This is a genomic window from Pseudoalteromonas luteoviolacea H33-S, assembly GCF_001625695.1.
GTDB lineage: Bacteria > Pseudomonadota > Gammaproteobacteria > Enterobacterales > Alteromonadaceae > Pseudoalteromonas > Pseudoalteromonas luteoviolacea_B.
Genome location: NZ_AUXY01000061.1, coordinates 70,646 through 88,517, shown reverse-complemented (window position 1 = coordinate 88,517; position 17,872 = coordinate 70,646). Strand labels below are relative to the sequence as shown.

18 protein-coding genes are annotated in these 17,872 nt (G+C 41.4%); 6 read left to right on the top strand and 12 right to left on the bottom strand.

The annotated features are described in order from the left end of the window. Positions 1-197 precede the first annotated feature (197 nt). Positions 198-773, bottom strand: a complete 576-nt coding sequence (locus tag N477_RS08395; RefSeq protein WP_046355062.1) for a YceI family protein — start codon at positions 771-773, stop codon at positions 198-200. A gap of 39 nt (positions 774-812) precedes the next feature. After that, positions 813-1,358, bottom strand: a complete 546-nt coding sequence (locus tag N477_RS08390) for a cytochrome b (protein ID WP_063360806.1) — start codon at positions 1,356-1,358, stop codon at positions 813-815. 133 nt (positions 1,359-1,491) lie between these two features. Here N477_RS08390 and N477_RS08385 point away from each other — a divergent pair, with 133 nt between their 5' ends. Then, on the top strand, positions 1,492-2,388 hold the full coding sequence (locus N477_RS08385; RefSeq protein ID WP_063360909.1) for a LysR family transcriptional regulator: 897 nt from the start codon (positions 1,492-1,494) through the stop codon (positions 2,386-2,388). Between the two features lie 25 nt (positions 2,389-2,413). Here the strand turns inward: N477_RS08385 and N477_RS08380 are convergent, their stop codons facing one another. The 5 genes from N477_RS08380 to N477_RS08360 form a co-directional block, all read right to left on the bottom strand. Further along, the gene (locus N477_RS08380; protein ID WP_063360807.1) at positions 2,414-2,836 is read right to left on the bottom strand and encodes a cupin domain-containing protein; all 423 of its coding nucleotides are present in this window, start codon (positions 2,834-2,836) and stop codon (positions 2,414-2,416) included. Positions 2,837-2,997: 161 nt separating this feature from the next. Then, on the bottom strand, positions 2,998-4,554 hold the full coding sequence (locus N477_RS08375) for a SulP family inorganic anion transporter (protein ID WP_063360808.1): 1,557 nt from the start codon (positions 4,552-4,554) through the stop codon (positions 2,998-3,000). Between the two features lie 112 nt (positions 4,555-4,666). Beyond that, positions 4,667-5,128 carry an Lrp/AsnC family transcriptional regulator gene (locus N477_RS08370; protein ID WP_023398345.1) on the bottom strand — a complete coding sequence of 154 codons (462 nt, stop codon included), beginning with the start codon at positions 5,126-5,128 and terminating at the stop codon, positions 4,667-4,669. 47 nt (positions 5,129-5,175) lie between these two features. Continuing rightward, positions 5,176-5,817, bottom strand: a complete 642-nt coding sequence (locus N477_RS08365; protein ID WP_063360809.1) for an MBL fold metallo-hydrolase — start codon at positions 5,815-5,817, stop codon at positions 5,176-5,178. A gap of 1 nt (position 5,818) precedes the next feature. Next, the gene (locus N477_RS08360) at positions 5,819-7,609 is read right to left on the bottom strand and encodes a M14 family metallopeptidase (protein WP_419555236.1); all 1,791 of its coding nucleotides are present in this window, start codon (positions 7,607-7,609) and stop codon (positions 5,819-5,821) included. A 141-nt stretch (positions 7,610-7,750) separates the two neighbouring features. Between N477_RS08360 and N477_RS08355 the strand changes: the two genes are divergently transcribed. Continuing rightward, complete coding sequence (locus N477_RS08355; RefSeq protein ID WP_063360811.1) at positions 7,751-8,578, top strand: SDR family oxidoreductase; 828 nt, start codon at positions 7,751-7,753, stop codon at positions 8,576-8,578. A gap of 106 nt (positions 8,579-8,684) precedes the next feature. On the opposite strand, the gene rplT is transcribed toward N477_RS08355, so the two are convergent. The 4 genes from rplT to thrS form a co-directional block, all read right to left on the bottom strand. Next, positions 8,685-9,044, bottom strand: coding sequence for a 50S ribosomal protein L20 (rplT, locus tag N477_RS08350; RefSeq protein ID WP_023398349.1), 360 nt, complete (start codon positions 9,042-9,044; stop codon positions 8,685-8,687). A 15-nt stretch (positions 9,045-9,059) separates the two neighbouring features. Beyond that, complete coding sequence (gene rpmI, locus N477_RS08345) at positions 9,060-9,260, bottom strand: 50S ribosomal protein L35 (protein ID WP_023398350.1); 201 nt, start codon at positions 9,258-9,260, stop codon at positions 9,060-9,062. A 215-nt stretch (positions 9,261-9,475) separates the two neighbouring features. Then, a complete protein-coding gene (gene infC, locus N477_RS08340; RefSeq protein ID WP_081216365.1) occupies positions 9,476-10,039 on the bottom strand; it encodes a translation initiation factor IF-3 in 564 nt (187 codons plus the stop codon). Between the two features lie 61 nt (positions 10,040-10,100). After that, positions 10,101-12,011 (bottom strand): threonine--tRNA ligase, encoded by a 1,911-nt coding sequence (gene thrS / locus N477_RS08335; protein ID WP_063360812.1) that lies wholly within the window; start codon positions 12,009-12,011, stop codon positions 10,101-10,103. A 235-nt stretch (positions 12,012-12,246) separates the two neighbouring features. Here thrS and N477_RS08330 point away from each other — a divergent pair, with 235 nt between their 5' ends. The 3 genes from N477_RS08330 (at position 12,247) to N477_RS08320 (ending at position 15,792) form a co-directional block, all read left to right on the top strand. Continuing rightward, positions 12,247-13,248: an endonuclease/exonuclease/phosphatase family protein gene (locus N477_RS08330; RefSeq protein WP_063360911.1), complete on the top strand. Its 1,002-nt coding sequence runs from the start codon at positions 12,247-12,249 to the stop codon at positions 13,246-13,248. 51 nt (positions 13,249-13,299) lie between these two features. Beyond that, positions 13,300-13,761: a DUF3010 family protein gene (locus tag N477_RS08325; protein ID WP_063360813.1), complete on the top strand. Its 462-nt coding sequence runs from the start codon at positions 13,300-13,302 to the stop codon at positions 13,759-13,761. A 186-nt stretch (positions 13,762-13,947) separates the two neighbouring features. Next, positions 13,948-15,792: an ABC transporter ATP-binding protein gene (locus N477_RS08320; RefSeq protein ID WP_063360814.1), complete on the top strand. Its 1,845-nt coding sequence runs from the start codon at positions 13,948-13,950 to the stop codon at positions 15,790-15,792. Here N477_RS08320 and N477_RS08315 read toward each other — a convergent pair. Continuing rightward, positions 15,776-16,378, bottom strand: coding sequence for a TetR/AcrR family transcriptional regulator (locus N477_RS08315; RefSeq protein WP_063360815.1), 603 nt, complete (start codon positions 16,376-16,378; stop codon positions 15,776-15,778). The two genes, N477_RS08320 and N477_RS08315, sit on opposite strands and share 17 nt — an antisense overlap. Positions 16,379-16,694: 316 nt before the next feature. Here N477_RS08315 and N477_RS08310 point away from each other — a divergent pair, with 316 nt between their 5' ends. Continuing rightward, positions 16,695-17,870 (top strand): efflux RND transporter periplasmic adaptor subunit, encoded by a 1,176-nt coding sequence (locus tag N477_RS08310; RefSeq protein ID WP_063360816.1) that lies wholly within the window; start codon positions 16,695-16,697, stop codon positions 17,868-17,870. Positions 17,871-17,872: the final 2 nt, after the last annotated feature.

Sequence of the window (17,872 nt, the reverse complement as noted above, 5' to 3'; positions counted from 1 at the left end):
TGATTGCTTTGATTCTATCTGTCTTAATAAACTTTGAGAAAAGTTTTTTACGATCCAAGGTATTGTTGCCTTCCCTCCACTGGGCCTTGGAACCCAGTTTAATGCAGTTGTGCATTTCAGAGTTGCAAAGATCATTTCACCAAAGACTTCAGCTACACGACCTCAGCTAACCCAACTTATCCAAATGTACTTGAGGCTTAAAGGCGAATACCTTCAATATGTAATTCAAGCGTCACGTGTGTTGATGCTGGACCTAAGTTATAGTCGATCCCAAAGTCTTTTAATTTTAGTGATGTTTCGCCAGAAAAACCAACACGGTAGCCACCCCAAGGATCTTGCCCTTCGCCAATTTTTTCAACTGGGAATGTAATTGTTCTTTTTACACCGTTCAGCTCTAGTAAGCCTGTTAACTTAGCTTCTTTGTCGTTTACTTGCTCATACTTGGTGCTTTCAAAGGTTGCTTGTGGGAATTTCTTTACGTTCAAAAAATCTTTTCCACGTAGGTGTTTATCACGCTCAGCATGGTTTGAGTCAATACTTGCTGTGTTGATCACTATATCGATTTTAGACTCATTAGGCTTGTTTTTGTCATAGCTAAATTTACCATCAAAATCATTGAACCGACCTGTTAGCCAGCTGTAGCCTAGGTGCTTAATTTTAAAGTTGATAAATGCATGTGCACCGGCTTTATCTACTTTGTACTCGGCTGCGTTCGCTGTTCCAGCCATTAATAAGCCTGTTGCTAATACCGCACTCACGATACCCTTTTTCATAATTTGCCCTTAAATATTCTATAAATAAATTAAAATACGTTATTTTGATGCTTTTAAAATACGACTTAAGCCGCCGTCTTTATTGATAAATTGATGTTTCAGTGCTGCTAACATATGCACAGCCACAAATCCGATTAAACTCCATGCAAGCCAAAAATGTATATCGCCCACAATGTCTTCTTGGTTGTCAAAAGACCAAGGTACTGCTGGGATTTCAAACAGCTCAAATACACTTATCGGCCTACCATCTGCGGTTGAGATAAAATAACCACTGAGTAAAAGAAGTAACATCAACACATATAAAAGCTGATGTCCTACTCTCGCAGCAATCTGTTCTAACTTTGGTCCAGATAGCGATTTTGGTTTTGTATTTAGCTGTCGCCATGCCACTCTAAACAACCACACTCCCATCAATATGATGCCCAGCGATTTATGTAAATCTAATGACCCTTTATACCAAGCGTCATAATAGGTTAACTCAACCATGTACAATCCAAGACCAAACATGAAAAAGATGGCCACAGCCATGAGCCAATGCACGGTGATGCTTACCCAACCATAACCCTGATCGCTATTTTTTAGCATATGAAACCCACACCTTTAAAAACTGAGACTAGATTACCGCGCATTAGTGACATTGAGTAGTGCACAAATTAAAGAACTATTGTGCAAAAAAATATATACTCAAGATCTAGACGAAGTGAAAAATATTATATTTATGCAGAAATTGAATTGGGATGATTTTAAAGTTGCCCATACCGTTGCAAAGGCAGGTTCGCTTGCAAAAGCTGCGACTATTTTAAAGTGTAACCATACCACCGTATTGCGGCATATCAATCGTTTGGAAGACGCACTTAATGTGACTTTGTTTATCCGACATCAAAGAGGGTATCAACTTACGGACGCTGGCCAGATAATGAGTGAAACTCTCGAAGATCTAAACACCCAGTTTATCGCTTTGGAAGACACTCTCCAGAGCATTCAACAAGATTTTAGTGGCAAAATACGCATCACAACCGTGACCTCTTACTCTCCCCTGTTAGTACCAGCAATGCAACAGTTCAGAAAGCAATACCCAAAAGTCAGGATAGAGCTACTGGCCACCGATGAAGTTATCCCGCCGCAAAGTGGCAATATTCATGTTTCATTACGGGCAGGCCCTGAACCAAAAGAACCTGATTTAATTGCCAAGCATGTGATCTCAATAAAAATGTCTTACTTTGCTTCAAAAGATTACATGTCAGAATATGGCTTGCCGCAAAGCGAAGATGAGTTTAATCGATTCCATTGGCTAATGCCCGACAGTTCAAAACATCATATTCCGTTTATCAACCAAGTGATCAAACACTTAAAAAACGACAGTATTGTGTACACTAGCAATCAATTTTCAGATATACAGTCGGCTGTTGTAAGCGGCATGGGCATAGGGCCACTCTCTGAGAATGATGCCATTAAGCATTCAAATTTAGTGAGGTTAGATGGCTGCCCGCTCCTATGTACAGAGAACGTTGGCGCCCTTTGGTATACCTACCACAAGGATCTCAAGCAAAATGCAAAAATACGTGCACTTTATGAGTATTTAGTTGAGCACACTCAGCACTTATTAACGGTATAAGTGCTTCGCTTTTCAAAGAGTATCGTTAGTGTTTTTTCACCGTAATATCTTTACCTTGCTCACCAGCATAAAACACAATGATGCGCACATCTTCTTTCCCCACCGCTTTGCCCTTATGCCACTGGTTTACTAGCTCAACAATAGGCTCTCCTGATTTTAGAATGAGCTGTTCACCAGTTGGCTTAGTAACATGTAACTCACCAGATAACACAACGCCCGCATTAATGACAGGGTGAAGGTGCAGCGGCAGCTCAGTGCCTGCTGGAATATGAATATCTAGCAGTGTAATTTCCGGTTTGCCTTGAGGGTATGCTGGTAAAGGTGTGCCATCCCAGCTTTGCGATGTTTTTGTTAAGGTTTTTACCGTCACTGTATTACTATCAGCAATCGCATTGCCACTGAGCAAACATGCCATAGCAATTATCGAGAGTACAAGTTTTGTTTTCATGGTTTGTGTTTTTAAAATTTAATTACAGGCTACTTTAGATCATTGCTGCAAACATGTACACGTGTATTGGTAAAGGTCATCCAATACATAACATACCGGGATAGTAATGTGATCACAATAAAAAAGCCCGCATTGAGCGGGCTTGTCTAATTCATTAATACTTAGGCTAGCTTATCTGAAGCCACTTTGTATTTAGGGTCTTCAATCACGTTGATTTCAACCAAATCTGATGCGTTATCAAGTAGCTGCTTACAGTCCTCACTTAAGTGACGTAAGTGCAGTTTTTTACCTGCTTTAGTATATTTCTCAGCTAGCACATCAATGGCTTCAATAGCACTATGGTCCGCAACGCGACTATGCTTGAATTCAACAATCACATCACCTGGATCGTTAGCAACATCAAACAATTCTGCGAAGTTTTTCACTGAACCGAAGAATAGTGGGCCGTGTAGCTCATATACTTTAGAGCCTTCATCATCGATATAGTTATTTGTGTAAATGTGCTTCGCGTGCTCCCAAGCAAACACAAGCGCAGAGACAATCACACCCACACATACCGCAATCGCAAGGTCCGTGATCACAGTCACACCAGATACCAACACAATCACAAACGCGTCACTCTTAGGGATACGTTTCATTAAACGGAAGCTTGACCATTCAAATGTACCAAGTACAACCATAAACATAACACCAACAAGTGCCGCTAGTGGGATCATCTCAATTAAGCTCGCCGCAAATAAAATGAAGCCAAGTAATAATAAAGCTGCTGTAATACCAGATAATCGGCTGCGACCACCTGAGTTAATATTGATCATAGATTGACCAATCATCGCACAACCACCCATCGCACCAAACACACCACACGTTACGTTTGCAGCACCTTGACCAACACATTCACGGTTACTGTTACCACGAGTTTCTGTGATTTCGTCAATCAGTGTTAATGTCAGTAGTGATTCAATTAAGCCGATAGCAGCCAAGATAAGTGCATATGGGAAGATAATTTTAAGCGTTTCAAGGTTCCAAGGTACGTCTGGGATATGGAATGCAGGGAAACCACCCGCAATTGTCGCATCTACATTACCGCTCATGTCTTTAAGATAATCAAGTACATTGCGCGCATCTAAATCAAAGCCAATTACAATACCCGTCACAACTAGAATAGCTGCTAAGCTTGACGGCACAGCCGTTGTCAGCTTTGGCAGGAAATGAATAATGGCCATGGTTAATGCAACCAAGCCCGCCATGATATAAAGCTCTGAGCCTTGCATCCACTGAAGAGTACCTGACTCATCCATGACTTTAAACTGGCCTAATTGCGCTAAGAAAATAACAATGGCCAAACCATTGACAAAGCCAAGCATAACCGGATGCGGCACCATTCGGATAAACTTGCCTAACTTAAATATACCGGCCAATATTTGTAAAATACCCATTAGTAATACGGTGGCGAAGAGGTATTCAACGCCATGTTCAACCACAAGGCTTACCATAACTACTGCAAGTGCACCAGTTGCACCTGAAATCATTCCTGGACGACCGCCAAAAATTGACGTTATCAATCCAACGATAAATGCTGCATACAAACCAACCAGCGGGTCGACTTGTGCAACAAATGCGAATGCGACCGCTTCTGGCACCAATGCTAATGCAACGGTTAAACCAGAAAGCACGTCGTTCTTAGCAGAGCTTGGCGCTTTGCCTATAAGATTAAACATTTATATCCCCAAGTGTTTTTACTACGACAGAAAAGCGCTGGATCCTATCAAAATCCAGCGCTTTTAACAAACATGATACATTATAGTGTTAAATTGAGATGTCTGTATGACACTATATGATTGGCAAGGCGGTTGAGCGTTTAACGCATGTCATGGTCACATTAGAGTGAACTTCTTGCACATATTCAAGGTTTAATAAATTATCACGAACAAACAGCTCGTAACCTTCAATCCCTTTGGACACAATTCTAAGCATAAAGTCCATAGTACCAGCCATGGTATAGCACTCGGTCACTTCGTCATAGCTCATGATGAGCTTTTCGAATTCAGCAAGGTTGCTGCGACCGTGATTGGACAATTTGACATGTGCGTATACCAACATATCAAAGCCAAGTTGCTTCTCATCTAATAGCGCAACTTTTCCTTTTATGAATCCATCTTGTTCCAATTTGGCGATACGTCTCCAGCAAGGAGATTGCGATAATCCTACTTTGTCTGCAATTTCTGCTGTGGACAAACTCGCATCTTGCTGTAACAACGCTAGTATCTGACGATCAACTTGATTTAATGACATATTTTTCTTTATATTTTAATGTTAAATTTTACGCTATTCACGTAGCACTACCCAAAGCGACCGCTCATAAATGGGTTATTACGCTTCTCGTACCCTATAGTGGTATCTTCTCCGTGACCACTCATTACTTTAGTTTCATCATCTAAAGTAAAAAGCTTTGTATTAATAGCGTGCTTAAGTTGTGAGGCATCTCCTTTAGGAAAATCAGTACGCCCCACTGAACCTTTAAACAGCACATCACCAACCAGTACTGTCGCACTTACAGGTTCATAAAAGACCACGTGTCCAGGTGTATGTCCTGGACAATGCCTTACTTGTAACTGCAACTTACCCAACGCAACAACATCTCCCTCATCTAACCACCTATGAGGCAAAAAAGCATCGTGTGGCGCAAAACCAAACATTTGCGCTTGCATGGGTAAGCCATCAAGCCAAAACTTATCTTCTTCATGCGGGCCAACAATCTCTATACCGAACTCTTTGGCTAGTAGCTGACTCGCACCAACATGATCTAAGTGGCCATGAGTGAGCAGGATAAATTCGATACTGAGATTATGTTGTTTGACTAATGCAATTATCTTCTCAGCATCCCCACCGGGATCTACTATGGCAGCTTTTCCTGTTTCGTCGCAAGCAATAACTCGACAGTTTTGCGCAAACGGCGTAACAGGTATTGTTAAAACTTTCATGTTACTGCTCCGCATACGAAAGTAAAATCGGATACTTTAAATAAGCTTGATCATAGTATGGTGTTTTTTCATACAGCCATTCAAGCCTTTGTTTATCGCTTTTGGCAAACTTTTTATCCTCGCGGATCTTTTTATCAAATGCCAAAGCAAGCTTAGGACTCTCTTTTAACATCTTCCTAGCATATGGCTCAAGTGCATAATTTTCAACATATTCTGTGCGTTGAAATATGCTGTGGAAGTCACCCCACGCAAAAAATGAATCTGGCGCAGCCGGGTGAAGCAAATGCGTAACCAGTTCAGAATAATCTTGTTTAGTCGATACTTTCGTCCAACCAGCAAGCCTAACCCCATCTTCGAGTACGGTTGAAGTGAAAGATGCTTCAACTCTAAAACGCCCCTCAAATGGTGTTTTTGCGAACGTATGCTCATCAACTTTAAGCTGAGTCAACCCAGCCAATGACACATCTGCAGCAAGCTTTTCAACTTCTATACCGTGTAAAACAAGCTTATCAACTAAAGTCGAGTACTCAGGTGGGATATAAAAAGCATCGGGCACTTTAACGGTCAACTTAACGTCTTTTTGCCAATAAACCGGAAGCTTGTCATATTGAACTGGTTCACCGAGATACTTCACTTCCTGATGCCCAGACAAAGCACTTTCAAAGCTTTTATATTTAATCCCTTTAAAGCTTATGTAATCCGCTTCTTGACTGTAACCTCTAGCAACAACGAGTTCTGTTGGGTGGTTATGCTTTTCCGTTTCAATTGCCTTATCCAACGCCTTATACTGCTGCGCCAATGCGTCAATCACACCATCAATAAATACGTAAGTACCCAACACACGTTGTTTATATGGCTTTAATGAGTGATTCTCAACTAAAATAGTAGGCAGTCCTTTAACATCCCCCCAGCCATTTGAAAACCTTGGCGAGGCAACCCAACCAGCTAGTCCTTTTTTAAGGTTTCGTTTATCCATAACAAACACCAGCGGACCTGGAATATGGCCCTGCTCAGTCAGTTTTTTATCAATAATCGGCGTAAACTGCTCTTCTAGCACTTTTGCAATCGCAGGAGATTCACTCGCAAAGCTGGGATTAAAGCCATAGGTCACGTCATATTGGTAATCCGCACCATCCGTTACATGCACATCAACATATAGCGATGGTGCATAATCATTGATCACTTTCAAGACCGAGCGCACACCCGGCGTCTCTAATTTGGTATAGTCGCGATTCAAATTTAAATTTTTTGAATTGGTTCTAAAGCCCATGTTGATTGGGCCACGTTGATTAATACGATTAAACTCACTACTTCTTTCGTGACCATCGACATTTAAAATCGGAATAAACAATATATTCACCTTGCTCAAAATATCGCGGCGCTTTCCTGTGGCGATATCTCTAAGCAACATAAACATGGCATCTTTACCATCGATTTCTCCCGCATGAATACCTGCTTGGATCAAGACCGTTGGCTTATTATTGTTTTTCATCATCGCAGGCGTAAATTGGCTATCTTCGACCGCCAAGAGCATATTAATGTCTCTTCCTTGATCGCTTGTGCCAATTTTAATCGACTTAAACTGCGTTGGGTTTGATGCAACTAATCGCTTTATAAATGCGTTCGTTTGTTTGTAATTTGGGGACTCCAATCCGCCACTTAACTCAAAGTCTGTTGTTAAAAGTCCCTCTTGCTGCATTAGCTGCTCACTTTGGCCCTGCCATGGCTGCAAAGGAGGGAGATGACTATTCAAATTAAGTGTTGCGGAAAGCAGAACAATACCTAAACTCATAAACATTCTTTGTGTCTTTTTTGTATAAAGTTGATTATATCAATATTTTATTTAACGGCTTACAATGTGCGGTGATTCAACAAAAATTCACAGTTAACCGCACGATGACGCGGTCAACTTAAGGAAAGTTTAACGAAACCAATGAGTAAAAGTATTTTAATCACAGGGTGCTCTACCGGCATAGGTTTGTATTGTGCAAAAACACTGCATAACTCTGGGTACAAAGTTATTGCCTCAGTCAGGGACCCAAAACACCTTTCGATATTTGAAGAATTAGCTATACCTTGCATCTTACTCGACCTATCAGACGATAATTCGATATACCAAGGCTTCGAAGAAGCGCTTGAACTATGCGATGGAAAACTCGATGTGCTCTTTAATAACGGTGCATATGGCCAGCCTGGGGCAGTTGAAGACTTACCTACAGATGTTTTAAGACAGCAATTTGAAGTCAACTTTTTCGGCTGGCACACATTAACTCGCCTTGCCGTTGCGCATATGCGTCAAAAGGGCCAAGGTAGGATTATACAAAATTCCTCTGTGCTCGGATTAGTCGCACTGCCCTACCGTGGTGCTTACAATGCCAGTAAATTTGCACTTGAAGGACTGACTGACACACTGAGAATGGAGCTTGCTGAGACAGATATTCAAGTCAGCCTGATAGAACCTGGCCCAATCCTGTCAGATTTTAGAAAAAATGCCCGCCAAGCTTTTGAACAACATATTGATATCGGATCCAGTTACCATAAAGATGAGTATCAAGCGCAGCTAACGAGACTTAAAGCACAAACAGCACCACAAAAGTTCACGCTCGGCCCAGAAGCTGTCTACGACAAGCTACTACATGCGATTGAGTCGCCAAAGGCGAAAGCTAGATATTATGTGACGTTTCCGACTTATTTGATGGGTTACTTAAAACGTATTTTAAGTTCACGTTGGTTGGACAAGTTACTACTTAAAAATAGATAGTAATATGAAATACGTGGATACAGCTAAACGCATATGTTAACTGTAGATAAGAACTAAAAAAGGAGCCTAAGGCTCCTTTTAAACATCGCTATACTTAATTAATAAATTAAGCTGCAAGACCTTCTTTTGCTTTCTCTACTAGAGCAGTGAAAGCTACTTGGTCGTATACTGCGATATCAGCTAGGATCTTACGATCGATTTCAATTGACGACTTTTTAAGGCCGTTAATGAAGCGGCTGTAAGATAGGCCGTTTTGACGTGCTGCAGCGTTGATACGTGCAATCCATAGTTGACGGAAAGTACGTTTCTTAGCGCGACGGTCACGGTATGCATATTGACCAGCTTTAGTTACAGCTTGGAACGCTACGCGGTAAACACGTGAACGTGCTCCGTAGTAACCTTTAGCTTGCTTTAATACTTTTTTGTGACGTGCACGTGCGATAACACCGCGTTTAACTCTTGCCATTTCTGATATCCTCTATTAAGCGAATGGTAACATACGATCGATAAGGCCTAGGTCATTCTTATGAACCATAGACTTAGCACGTAGGTGTAGTTTACGCTTTGAAGACTTCTTAGTCAGAATGTGACGAAGGTGCGACTGTTTACGCTTGTAACCGCCTGAAGCAGTCTTTTTGAAGCGCTTTGCAGCACCTCTGTGTGTTTTTAGCTTATAAGCCATTGCAATAACTCCAAATGATATTGCGTTTAATATATGCAAGTAGGCGGATGCGAACATCACTTTTAAGGCCCAACTTACACCCTATTCCGGCGAAGATGAATGAAACAAACAGCTTACTTATTACCGGTTAACACAGGTGACTCAAGATTAAAAATCTCAGTACTTTCAATACCTGTGTTAAATTCTTTCAAAAATCGGCGCGAATTATGCCTGACTTATGCTTTTTTTGCAATAGGTGCCATCATCATAACCATCTGACGACCTTCAACACGATTTGGGAAAGACTCAACTTGAGCGATTTCTTCCAAATCTGCTTTTAAGCGGTTAAGCATGTCAATTGCGATTTCTTGGTGAGCCATTTCACGACCACGGAAACGGATGGTGATTTTCGCCTTGTCGCCACCTTCTAAGAACTTGCGCAAGTTACGAAGTTTAACTTGGTAGTCACCTTCGTCAGTGCCAGGACGGAATTTAATTTCTTTAACCTGGATCTGCTTTTGCTTTTTCTTCTGTTCTTTTTGTAATTTTGCTTTTTCAAAAACGAACTTACCATAGTCCATTACCTTGGCCACTGGTGGCTCAGCGTTTGGACTGATTTCAACAAGGTCTAAACCTGCGTTTTCTGCTTGCGCTAGCGCATCTCTCGTAGAGACAATGCCCGCTTGCTCACCTTCAGCATCGATTAAGCGAACTTCTTTCGCTGTGATTTCATCATTGATACGATTCTTTTGAGCAGTAGTTTGCCCTTTTTTGCCGCCTCTAATGGTACGTTCCTCCAAAAAATCCAAAATTAAACGTGCGGCACTGTTGTAAATATGTTTGCCGCACGGGTTTCAAAAGTTATACTCTGTTTTTAATTTCTTCGCTAATTTTAGCGACAAAATCATCAACAGAGAATTTGCCAAGGTCTTCGCCCTTGCGCGTTCTTACTGCTAGCTCTTGTTGCTCGACTTCTTTATCGCCAACAACAAGTAAATAAGGTATACGTTTTAAAGTATGCTCGCGGATTTTAAAGCCAATCTTCTCATTTCTCAAGTCAGCACAAGCTCTTATTCCAAGTTTATTTAGTTTTTGCACCACTTCTTGGACATAATCAGCCTGTTTATCCGTGATATTCATGATAACAACCTGTTTTGGTGCTAACCATGTTGGGAAGAAACCAGCATACTCTTCGGTTAAAATACCGATGAAACGTTCAATCGAACCTAAAATCGCGCGGTGGATCATAACAGGCGTCTTGCGCTCGTTATTTTCAGCGACATATGTCGCGCCCAAACGACCTGGTAACGCAAAGTCTAGCTGTACTGTACCACATTGCCAAGCTCGCTCTAGGCAATCGTACAATGTGAACTCAATCTTAGGTCCGTAGAACGCACCTTCACCCGGTAGGTATTCAAACTCAATGTCATTAGATTTAAGCGCTTCAGCAAGTGCTGCTTCTGCTTTGTCCCACATTTCGTCTTCACCAATACGCTTTTCAGGGCGAGTAGAAAGTTTTACAACTATCTTTTCAAAGCCAAATGTTTCATACGTATCGTAGACCATTTTAATACAAGATGAAACTTCATCCATGATCTGCTCTTCTGTACAGAATACATGGGCGTCATCTTGAGTAAATCCACGGACACGCATTAGGCCGTGTAGCGCACCTGACGGCTCATTACGGTGACAACAACCGAACTCAGCCATACGCAATGGTAAATCACGGTATGATTTCAAGCCTTGATTGAAGATTTGTACGTGACCTGGGCAGTTCATTGGTTTGATTGCATATTCACGCTTCTCAGATTCAGTCGTGAACATTGCATCTGAATACTTATCCCAGTGACCAGACTTTTCCCACAGCCCTCTGTCCATCATCAATGGACCTTTGACTTCTTCGTAGTCGTATTCACGCAATTTTTCACGAACAAAGTCTTCTAGTTCGCGATAAATGCTCCAACCATCGTTGTGCCAGAATACCATGCCTGGCGCTTCTTCTTGCCAGTGCCATAAATCTAATGCTTTACCAATTTTACGGTGGTCACGTTTTTCAGCTTCTTCTAAACGCTTAAGGTATGCTTTTAACTGCTTTTTATCTGCCCAAGCTGTACCGTAGATACGCTGAAGCATTTTGTTGTCTGCATTACCACGCCAATATGCGCCTGCAACCTTCATAATTTTGAAGTGTTGGCAGAACTTCATGTTTGGCACGTGAGGACCTCGACACATGTCAATGTATTCTTCGTGATGGTATAGGCCCGGACGGTCATCTTTAGCAACGTTCTCGTCTAAGATTTCCATCTTGTAACTTTCACCGCGAGATTCAAATGTGTCTCGTGCTTCTTGCCAGCTTACTTTCTTTTTAACAACATCATAGTTTGTTTTTGCAAGCTGTAACATGCGCTTTTCAATAGCATCAAGGTCTTCTTGAGTTAGTGAATGCTCCATGTCGATGTCGTAATAAAAGCCATTGTCGATAGTTGGACCTATCGCCATTTTAGCTTCAGGGAAAAGTTGCTTTACCGCGTGGCCAATTAAGTGCGCACATGAGTGACGAATGATCTCTAAACCGTCATCGTCCTTTGCGGTAATAATTTCAAGATTGGCATCTTGTTCAATGATGTCACATGCATCGACACGCTCACCGTTAACACGGCCAGCAATGGTTGCTTTTGCAAGACCAGGGCCGATGTCTTTAGCAACATCAAGAGTAGAAACAGGGTTTTCGAAAATACGCTGACTGCCGTCAGGAAGAGTAATTACTGGCATTTTTAATCCTATTTACAGTGGTGACACCTACGCCGCGTCACATGTATCTATTATCAATTTTAAGTGTTAGTGTTGCCCATCAACGCTTTTACGAATAAGCATTGGTTATTCAGTGGTATGCTAAATTTGACTGGGGTCTTTCAATCCTGCGGCTATTGTGACCTGATGCGTGACGAGTTGCAAGGAAAAGACTAAGATAAAATAGTCATTATTAATGGAAAACAGAGGGATTTTTATGGAGCAGCGAAAAACTTTCAAATTTGCGTCTTTCAATCTTTTGAATTTTGCATCGCCTCCTTATGCATTTTATCAACCAGAGGAAACCTATAATGACACCCAGTGGGCCACTAAAACGCAATTTATCACGGGCCTGATTCAACATATTGACCCCACCGTCATCGTCTTTCAAGAAGTCTTTGCCCCAGATATTTTAGCCTCAATTTGCGAGGATTTAGGGCTTAAATACTTTGCCACCGTAGATTCACCTAAACCGGATGCCGTATACCCAAATGTACTTTTCAACCCGGTTGTCGCGATTGCTTCTAAAGTTCCATTTAAACAATGCAAACCTTTAGAGCCTTGCCATGAGTTATTAGAGTATTTAAATAACCTCGCAAACTTTAAATTTAATCGAACCCCCATTAAGTGTACCTTTGATTTAGAAGGGTTTGGACTCTTAACCATTTATGCGGTGCATTTTAAATCTCAGCGTGTCCATTCCATGGCACAGCTATTAGGGGACCCCGATCAAGAAGATCCATTCCTGGTTATGCTTAATCAAACGGTCGGCACAATGCAGTCTCAAATCTCCCGTTCTTTAGAAGCCTCTATTGTGTATTACGATGCACTAAAAACCCAAAGAGAAAAAAGCTCAGCAACATTAGTAATGGGCGACTTCAATGCACATATTACCAGCCCCGCTCTATCTTTCATGACTGAGCAATTCCCTCTTGTCAGTGAATCAAGTCAATTAGGAACTGTTGGCCTATTCGAAAGCTTTGCTATCTCAGACAATCAGCCAGAACTCGGGGTTAAGCCTCCAACGCATTATTTTCATGGCGAAGGCAACGTATTAGACTACATTTTAGCATCCAAAGAGTTTTCACCCAGAGACCCAAATACCCGTGTCAACTCGCTCACTTATCACAATTATGCGAGTCATTTGGACCCAAAAAGAGACGAAGAGGACATAAGATATTCAGATCACGCTGCAATTGCGATAGAAATTACAATTTAATAAACAAGCTATGCTATTATCCCTGCCATTAGGTATAAATTGGAAAATATAATGAGAACATTAGGTGTTGAAATTACTGGTAGCGAAGCAATGCTTTGTCTTTTATCAAAAGAGAACGACGTATTCGACATTAGGGATATTCGACAAACTCGCTTCACATTGGCAAACATCGGCCAAGATCAAGAAGCAATGCGCAAGTTTCATTTTGATGTGTCAAAACTAGTTGAAGACTATCAAATCGATACCATCGCTATTCGTCAAAGAGCGCATAAAGGTAAATTTGCAGGCAGTGCTGCTGGCTTTAAAATGGAAGCGGCTTTTCAGCTTATTCCTAACACTGAAGTACATTTATTAAATGCAACTGAAGTGAAAGAGCAATTAAAGCGCAACCCAGTCCCTGTTGATTATGCCGACACAGGATTAAGAAAGTACCAAGAACAAGCATTCACAAACGCTTACGTACTGATTATGCGCAAAACGTATGGCCACGACGTGGAAGATGAACAAGCATAAAATTCTACCGACTTAATTATTTAAGGTGAGTAAGCCACTCACCTTATAAACTGATTCTGCCCACAACCACTCCCTCTCTTAACTAAACCGTTTCATTGACACCTATACTTATACACACCATTATTTGTTACTCTCGATACACTTAACAAAGTGAATCGCACATAATGAAAACTATAAGGATGTGTAATGTATAAGCTGTTTGAAAAGCTCACCGATGCTTTCCCATCCCAAGATGCCAACCAGCCACCAAACTCCCTGTATGCTTTTTGTCGACATTATAGTCGAGGCATGGAATACCCACTGATTATTATGTCTGTGTGTGCAGCTTTACTTGCTACATTAGAAGTTACCCTATTCAGCTTTATGGGTACATTGGTAGATTGGATGCAAACTATGGATCCACAGCAGCTCTTTAATGACAAAAGTGATACCTTGCTTATCATGGCACTGATCACTCTCATCGCTATCCCTTTATTGGTTTTTGTTCACAGCGCTTTTTTACACCAGAGCTTGCTCGGTAACTACCCTATGTCAATTCGATGGCTGGCACATAGATATTTGTTAAAGCAAAGCATGTCATTTTATCAAGACGATTATGCTGGCAGGATCTCCACCAAATTAATGCAGACTTCTTTAGCAATCAGAGAAGCGGTCATGAAGCTGCTCGATGTACTGGTTTACATTGTGGTTTATTTTGGCGCGACACTTGTACTGATTGGTAGCAGCGATATAAAGCTATTGATACCGCTATTTATTTGGTTATTTTTCTACATTTGTGTTCAAGTTTACTTTTTACCACGCTTAAAGCATGTCTCTTCAGAGCAAGCCAATGCACGCTCAGAAATGACTGGGCGGATCGTAGATAGCTATACCAATATCTCTACCGTTAAGCTTTTTTCCTATACAAGACGAGAAGAAGAGTATGCTAAAAGCAGCATGGATGTGTTCATGCAGCCGGTTTATCGACAAATGCGGCTTGTTACCAGCCTTAATGTCAGCATCCAAGTATTAAATTACCTTCTAGTTTTCTCCATTGCCGGGCTATCACTGTATCTTTGGTCACACAATGTGATTTCTGCGGGTGAAATTGCCATTGCAATCAGCCTTTCATTGAGACTAAACGGCATGTCGCAATGGATCATGTGGGAAATAAGTAGCTTATTTGAAAATATCGGTACTGTCGTAGATGGTATGAATACGCTATCAAAGCCAATAGAGGTTGCCGATAAGCCCAATGCCAATGAACTCATTGTCACAAAAGGACGCATTGACTTTAAAGATGTCACTTTTGCATATAAACGCCAAGATAAACAGTTGACGAACTCAGTCTTTGATAACTTATCCTTAGAAATTAAAAGCGGTGAAAAGATTGGCATTGTTGGTCGCTCTGGCTCTGGTAAATCAACTTTAGTCAATTTATTGCTGAGATTTTACGATATTCAACAAGGTAAGATTACGATTGATGACCAAGATATCTCTCAAGTCACACAAGAAAGCTTAAGAAAGCAAATCGCGATGGTGACACAAGACACTGCTTTGTTACACCGCAGCATTAGAGACAATGTTTTATATGGCAGGCCTGATGCAACAGAAGACGAACTACTACAGGCAATCAATAAAGCGCAAGCAAGTTCTTTTATTTGGGACCTTGAGGACAGTCATGGCAATCAAGGTCTAGATGCCCAAGTTGGTGAGCGTGGTGTCAAACTATCCGGTGGCCAAAGGCAACGTATTGCCATTGCTAGAGTCCTTTTAAAAGATGCACCAATTTTAGTGCTTGACGAAGCCACCTCTGCCTTAGACTCTGAGTCTGAACAGGCAATCCAAGCCAGCTTAGATGAGTTAATGCAAGATAAAACGGTGATTGCTATTGCGCATAGATTATCAACCATTGCCCAGATGGATAGATTAATTGTGCTTGAACAAGGCGCCATTGTAGAGCAAGGAACACACTCAGAGCTACTTGAGCAAAATGGCATATATGCCAAACTCTGGGCACATCAAACCGGTGGTTTTATTGGCGTGGACTAACACCACGACAAAATAATTTACAGGCTTGTTCAATAAATGCTTCAAGTTGTTGCTCATCTACGGGAGGCTGCCACCTGATGGCCATCTCCCAAAATGTGAGCCTTTTTAAGCCACCCCAAAAAAAGGCGGCAGCAAAATGGGCATCATGATCGCCTAAGCATCCTGCACTGGATGCTTCTTCAAACCACACTACCATTGACTGCTCACAGTGACTGAATTTTTCATTTAATCGATGTGCTTGTGTCTCACTTCGCATTGACTCAATCATCACAATACGGGATAACCGGATATAATCAGGGTCGCACAGCAAGCTTACAACACTGGTCGCTAAATGTTTTAATTGCACTTCAAAGTCATAATTTGGAATAAACTGAATTGCAGTTAATGGCTCTATTCTTTCAATAAGTAAAATAACAACAGCATCAAATAGCGCTTCTTTATTCGGGTAGTGCTTATATAAAGTCCTTTTTGATACTTCAGCCTTTTGGCAAATCGCCTCCATTGTTGTGGCCTGCAACCCATTTAGCGCAAATTGTTCTATCGCGGCACTAACGATTGCTTGCTGTTTGGCTGACAATTGCGTCATTTATTTCTCTCACTTTTAACAATTAACACCAGTTTAACCAATTATCGGGACAATAAAAAGTATACGGTTGCGTTTATCTATAAAATAAAAAGTACACGACACCGTTTACCTTTATATTAAACAAGTATACACTAGCGTTTACTTGTATGGTTGTCGAGTTTATAACCTTTACTTTGGTGTGAGGAAGGTATCAAATGGACAATCTGTCCACTAATACCCTATGTGGAATAATTTATACAAGGTAGTAAGCTAAACTGTGATGAGCAATACCAGCGACAGTTTGGAAGCACGATAGTTAATAGGATTTGGAGTGTTCATGTATCCAGCATCATTCAAAAGCAAAGTTAAACACCTTTCTTTAGCTCTTTTCACAGCAGGCATGTTAAGTGCTTGCTCAGAAGCTCCACAGCAACAAGCAGGATTTGGTATGCAACCTGCTCAAGTCAGTGTGACTCATGTTTCAACACAAAGCGTACCGTTTAAAATTGAATTACCAGCGACACTTCTTGGCGACAAAGAAGTTGAAATACGTGCTCGAGTATCAGGGCTGATTGAATCCAGAAACTTTGATGAAGGACAATACGTAAAAGCTGGACATTCCCTGTTCACCATCGAATTAAAACCATTCGAGCTCGAACTTGAAAAAGCACAAGCTGATCTCCATGCCGCTGAAGCAAATGTGGCACAAGCGAAACGTGAAAGAGATAGATTAGAAAAGCTTAAAGATGAGCGTTCAGTCTCTAAGCGCGATTTCGATAATGCCGTTTCAGCTTACGATATTTCACTTGCTAATTTAGAGTCTGCAAAAGTCGCTTTAAACGAAGCCAAACTTGACCTTGAATACGCACAAGTAAAAGCGCCAGTGTCAGGTATTATTGGTCGTGAAAAAGAATCTCAAGGTAGTTACATCTCTGGTCCAACCATACTTCTTACAGAACTGACAGACACCAGTGTTATGAGAGCACGCTTTGGTTTCTCAGAGCGAGAGCAGCTAGCAATGCGAAAAGATGTTGAACTTGGTACGTTAACCCTGCCAAAGAATAACGAGTTTGACGCCACCATCATTTTGCAAGATGGCTCCACTTACTCTGAGCAAGGTAAAGTTAACTTCTCAGATGTCAGAGTCAACCGGTTTACCGGCACTTCAGAACTGCAAGCTCGTATTGCCAACCCAAAAGGTGAATTAAGACCTGGGCAATTTGTGCGTGTGCAACTGAGTGGTGCAGTTAGAAACCAAGCAATCGTGGTGCCGCAACGTGCTGTTTTGGATAATGGAACGGGTAAATTCGTCTATATCGCAGCAGATAATGAGCAAGGGATGAAAGTGGCTCTACCTGCACCAGTTGAGGTTGGCGAGTGGGTGCAACTAGATGGTCAAAATATGTGGGTTATTCGCTCGGGACTGCAACCAAATCAACCAGTTATTGTTGAAGGAATGGCCCGTATATTCTTCCCCGGCATGCCAGTTAACGTAGCGGCTAAAGGAGAATAAGC

What these genes read in the sequence shown, in the direction of transcription:
- N477_RS08375 (WP_063360808.1), bottom strand. Translation starts at nt 4,554, where the DNA reads ATGTTTAATCTTATAGGCAAAGCGCCAAGCTCTGCTAAGAACGACGTG.
- rplT (WP_023398349.1), bottom strand. Translation starts at nt 9,044, where the DNA reads ATGGCAAGAGTTAAACGCGGTGTTATCGCACGTGCACGTCACAAAAAA.
- N477_RS08320 (WP_063360814.1), top strand. Translation starts at nt 13,948, where the DNA reads ATGTATAAGCTGTTTGAAAAGCTCACCGATGCTTTCCCATCCCAAGAT.
- N477_RS08325 (WP_063360813.1), top strand. Translation starts at nt 13,300, where the DNA reads ATGAGAACATTAGGTGTTGAAATTACTGGTAGCGAAGCAATGCTTTGT.
- N477_RS08370 (WP_023398345.1), bottom strand. Translation starts at nt 5,128, where the DNA reads ATGTCATTAAATCAAGTTGATCGTCAGATACTAGCGTTGTTACAGCAA.
- N477_RS08315 (WP_063360815.1), bottom strand. Translation starts at nt 16,378, where the DNA reads ATGACGCAATTGTCAGCCAAACAGCAAGCAATCGTTAGTGCCGCGATA.
- rpmI (WP_023398350.1), bottom strand. Translation starts at nt 9,260, where the DNA reads ATGGCTTATAAGCTAAAAACACACAGAGGTGCTGCAAAGCGCTTCAAA.
- N477_RS08385 (WP_063360909.1), top strand. Translation starts at nt 1,492, where the DNA reads ATGCAGAAATTGAATTGGGATGATTTTAAAGTTGCCCATACCGTTGCA.
- N477_RS08360 (WP_419555236.1), bottom strand. Translation starts at nt 7,609, where the DNA reads ATGAGTTTAGGTATTGTTCTGCTTTCCGCAACACTTAATTTGAATAGT.
- N477_RS08365 (WP_063360809.1), bottom strand. Translation starts at nt 5,817, where the DNA reads ATGAAAGTTTTAACAATACCTGTTACGCCGTTTGCGCAAAACTGTCGA.
- N477_RS08330 (WP_063360911.1), top strand. Translation starts at nt 12,247, where the DNA reads ATGGAGCAGCGAAAAACTTTCAAATTTGCGTCTTTCAATCTTTTGAAT.
- N477_RS08390 (WP_063360806.1), bottom strand. Translation starts at nt 1,358, where the DNA reads ATGCTAAAAAATAGCGATCAGGGTTATGGTTGGGTAAGCATCACCGTG.
- thrS (WP_063360812.1), bottom strand. Translation starts at nt 12,011, where the DNA reads ATGCCAGTAATTACTCTTCCTGACGGCAGTCAGCGTATTTTCGAAAAC.
- N477_RS08310 (WP_063360816.1), top strand. Translation starts at nt 16,695, where the DNA reads ATGTATCCAGCATCATTCAAAAGCAAAGTTAAACACCTTTCTTTAGCT.
- N477_RS08395 (WP_046355062.1), bottom strand. Translation starts at nt 773, where the DNA reads ATGAAAAAGGGTATCGTGAGTGCGGTATTAGCAACAGGCTTATTAATG.
- N477_RS08355 (WP_063360811.1), top strand. Translation starts at nt 7,751, where the DNA reads ATGAGTAAAAGTATTTTAATCACAGGGTGCTCTACCGGCATAGGTTTG.
- N477_RS08380 (WP_063360807.1), bottom strand. Translation starts at nt 2,836, where the DNA reads ATGAAAACAAAACTTGTACTCTCGATAATTGCTATGGCATGTTTGCTC.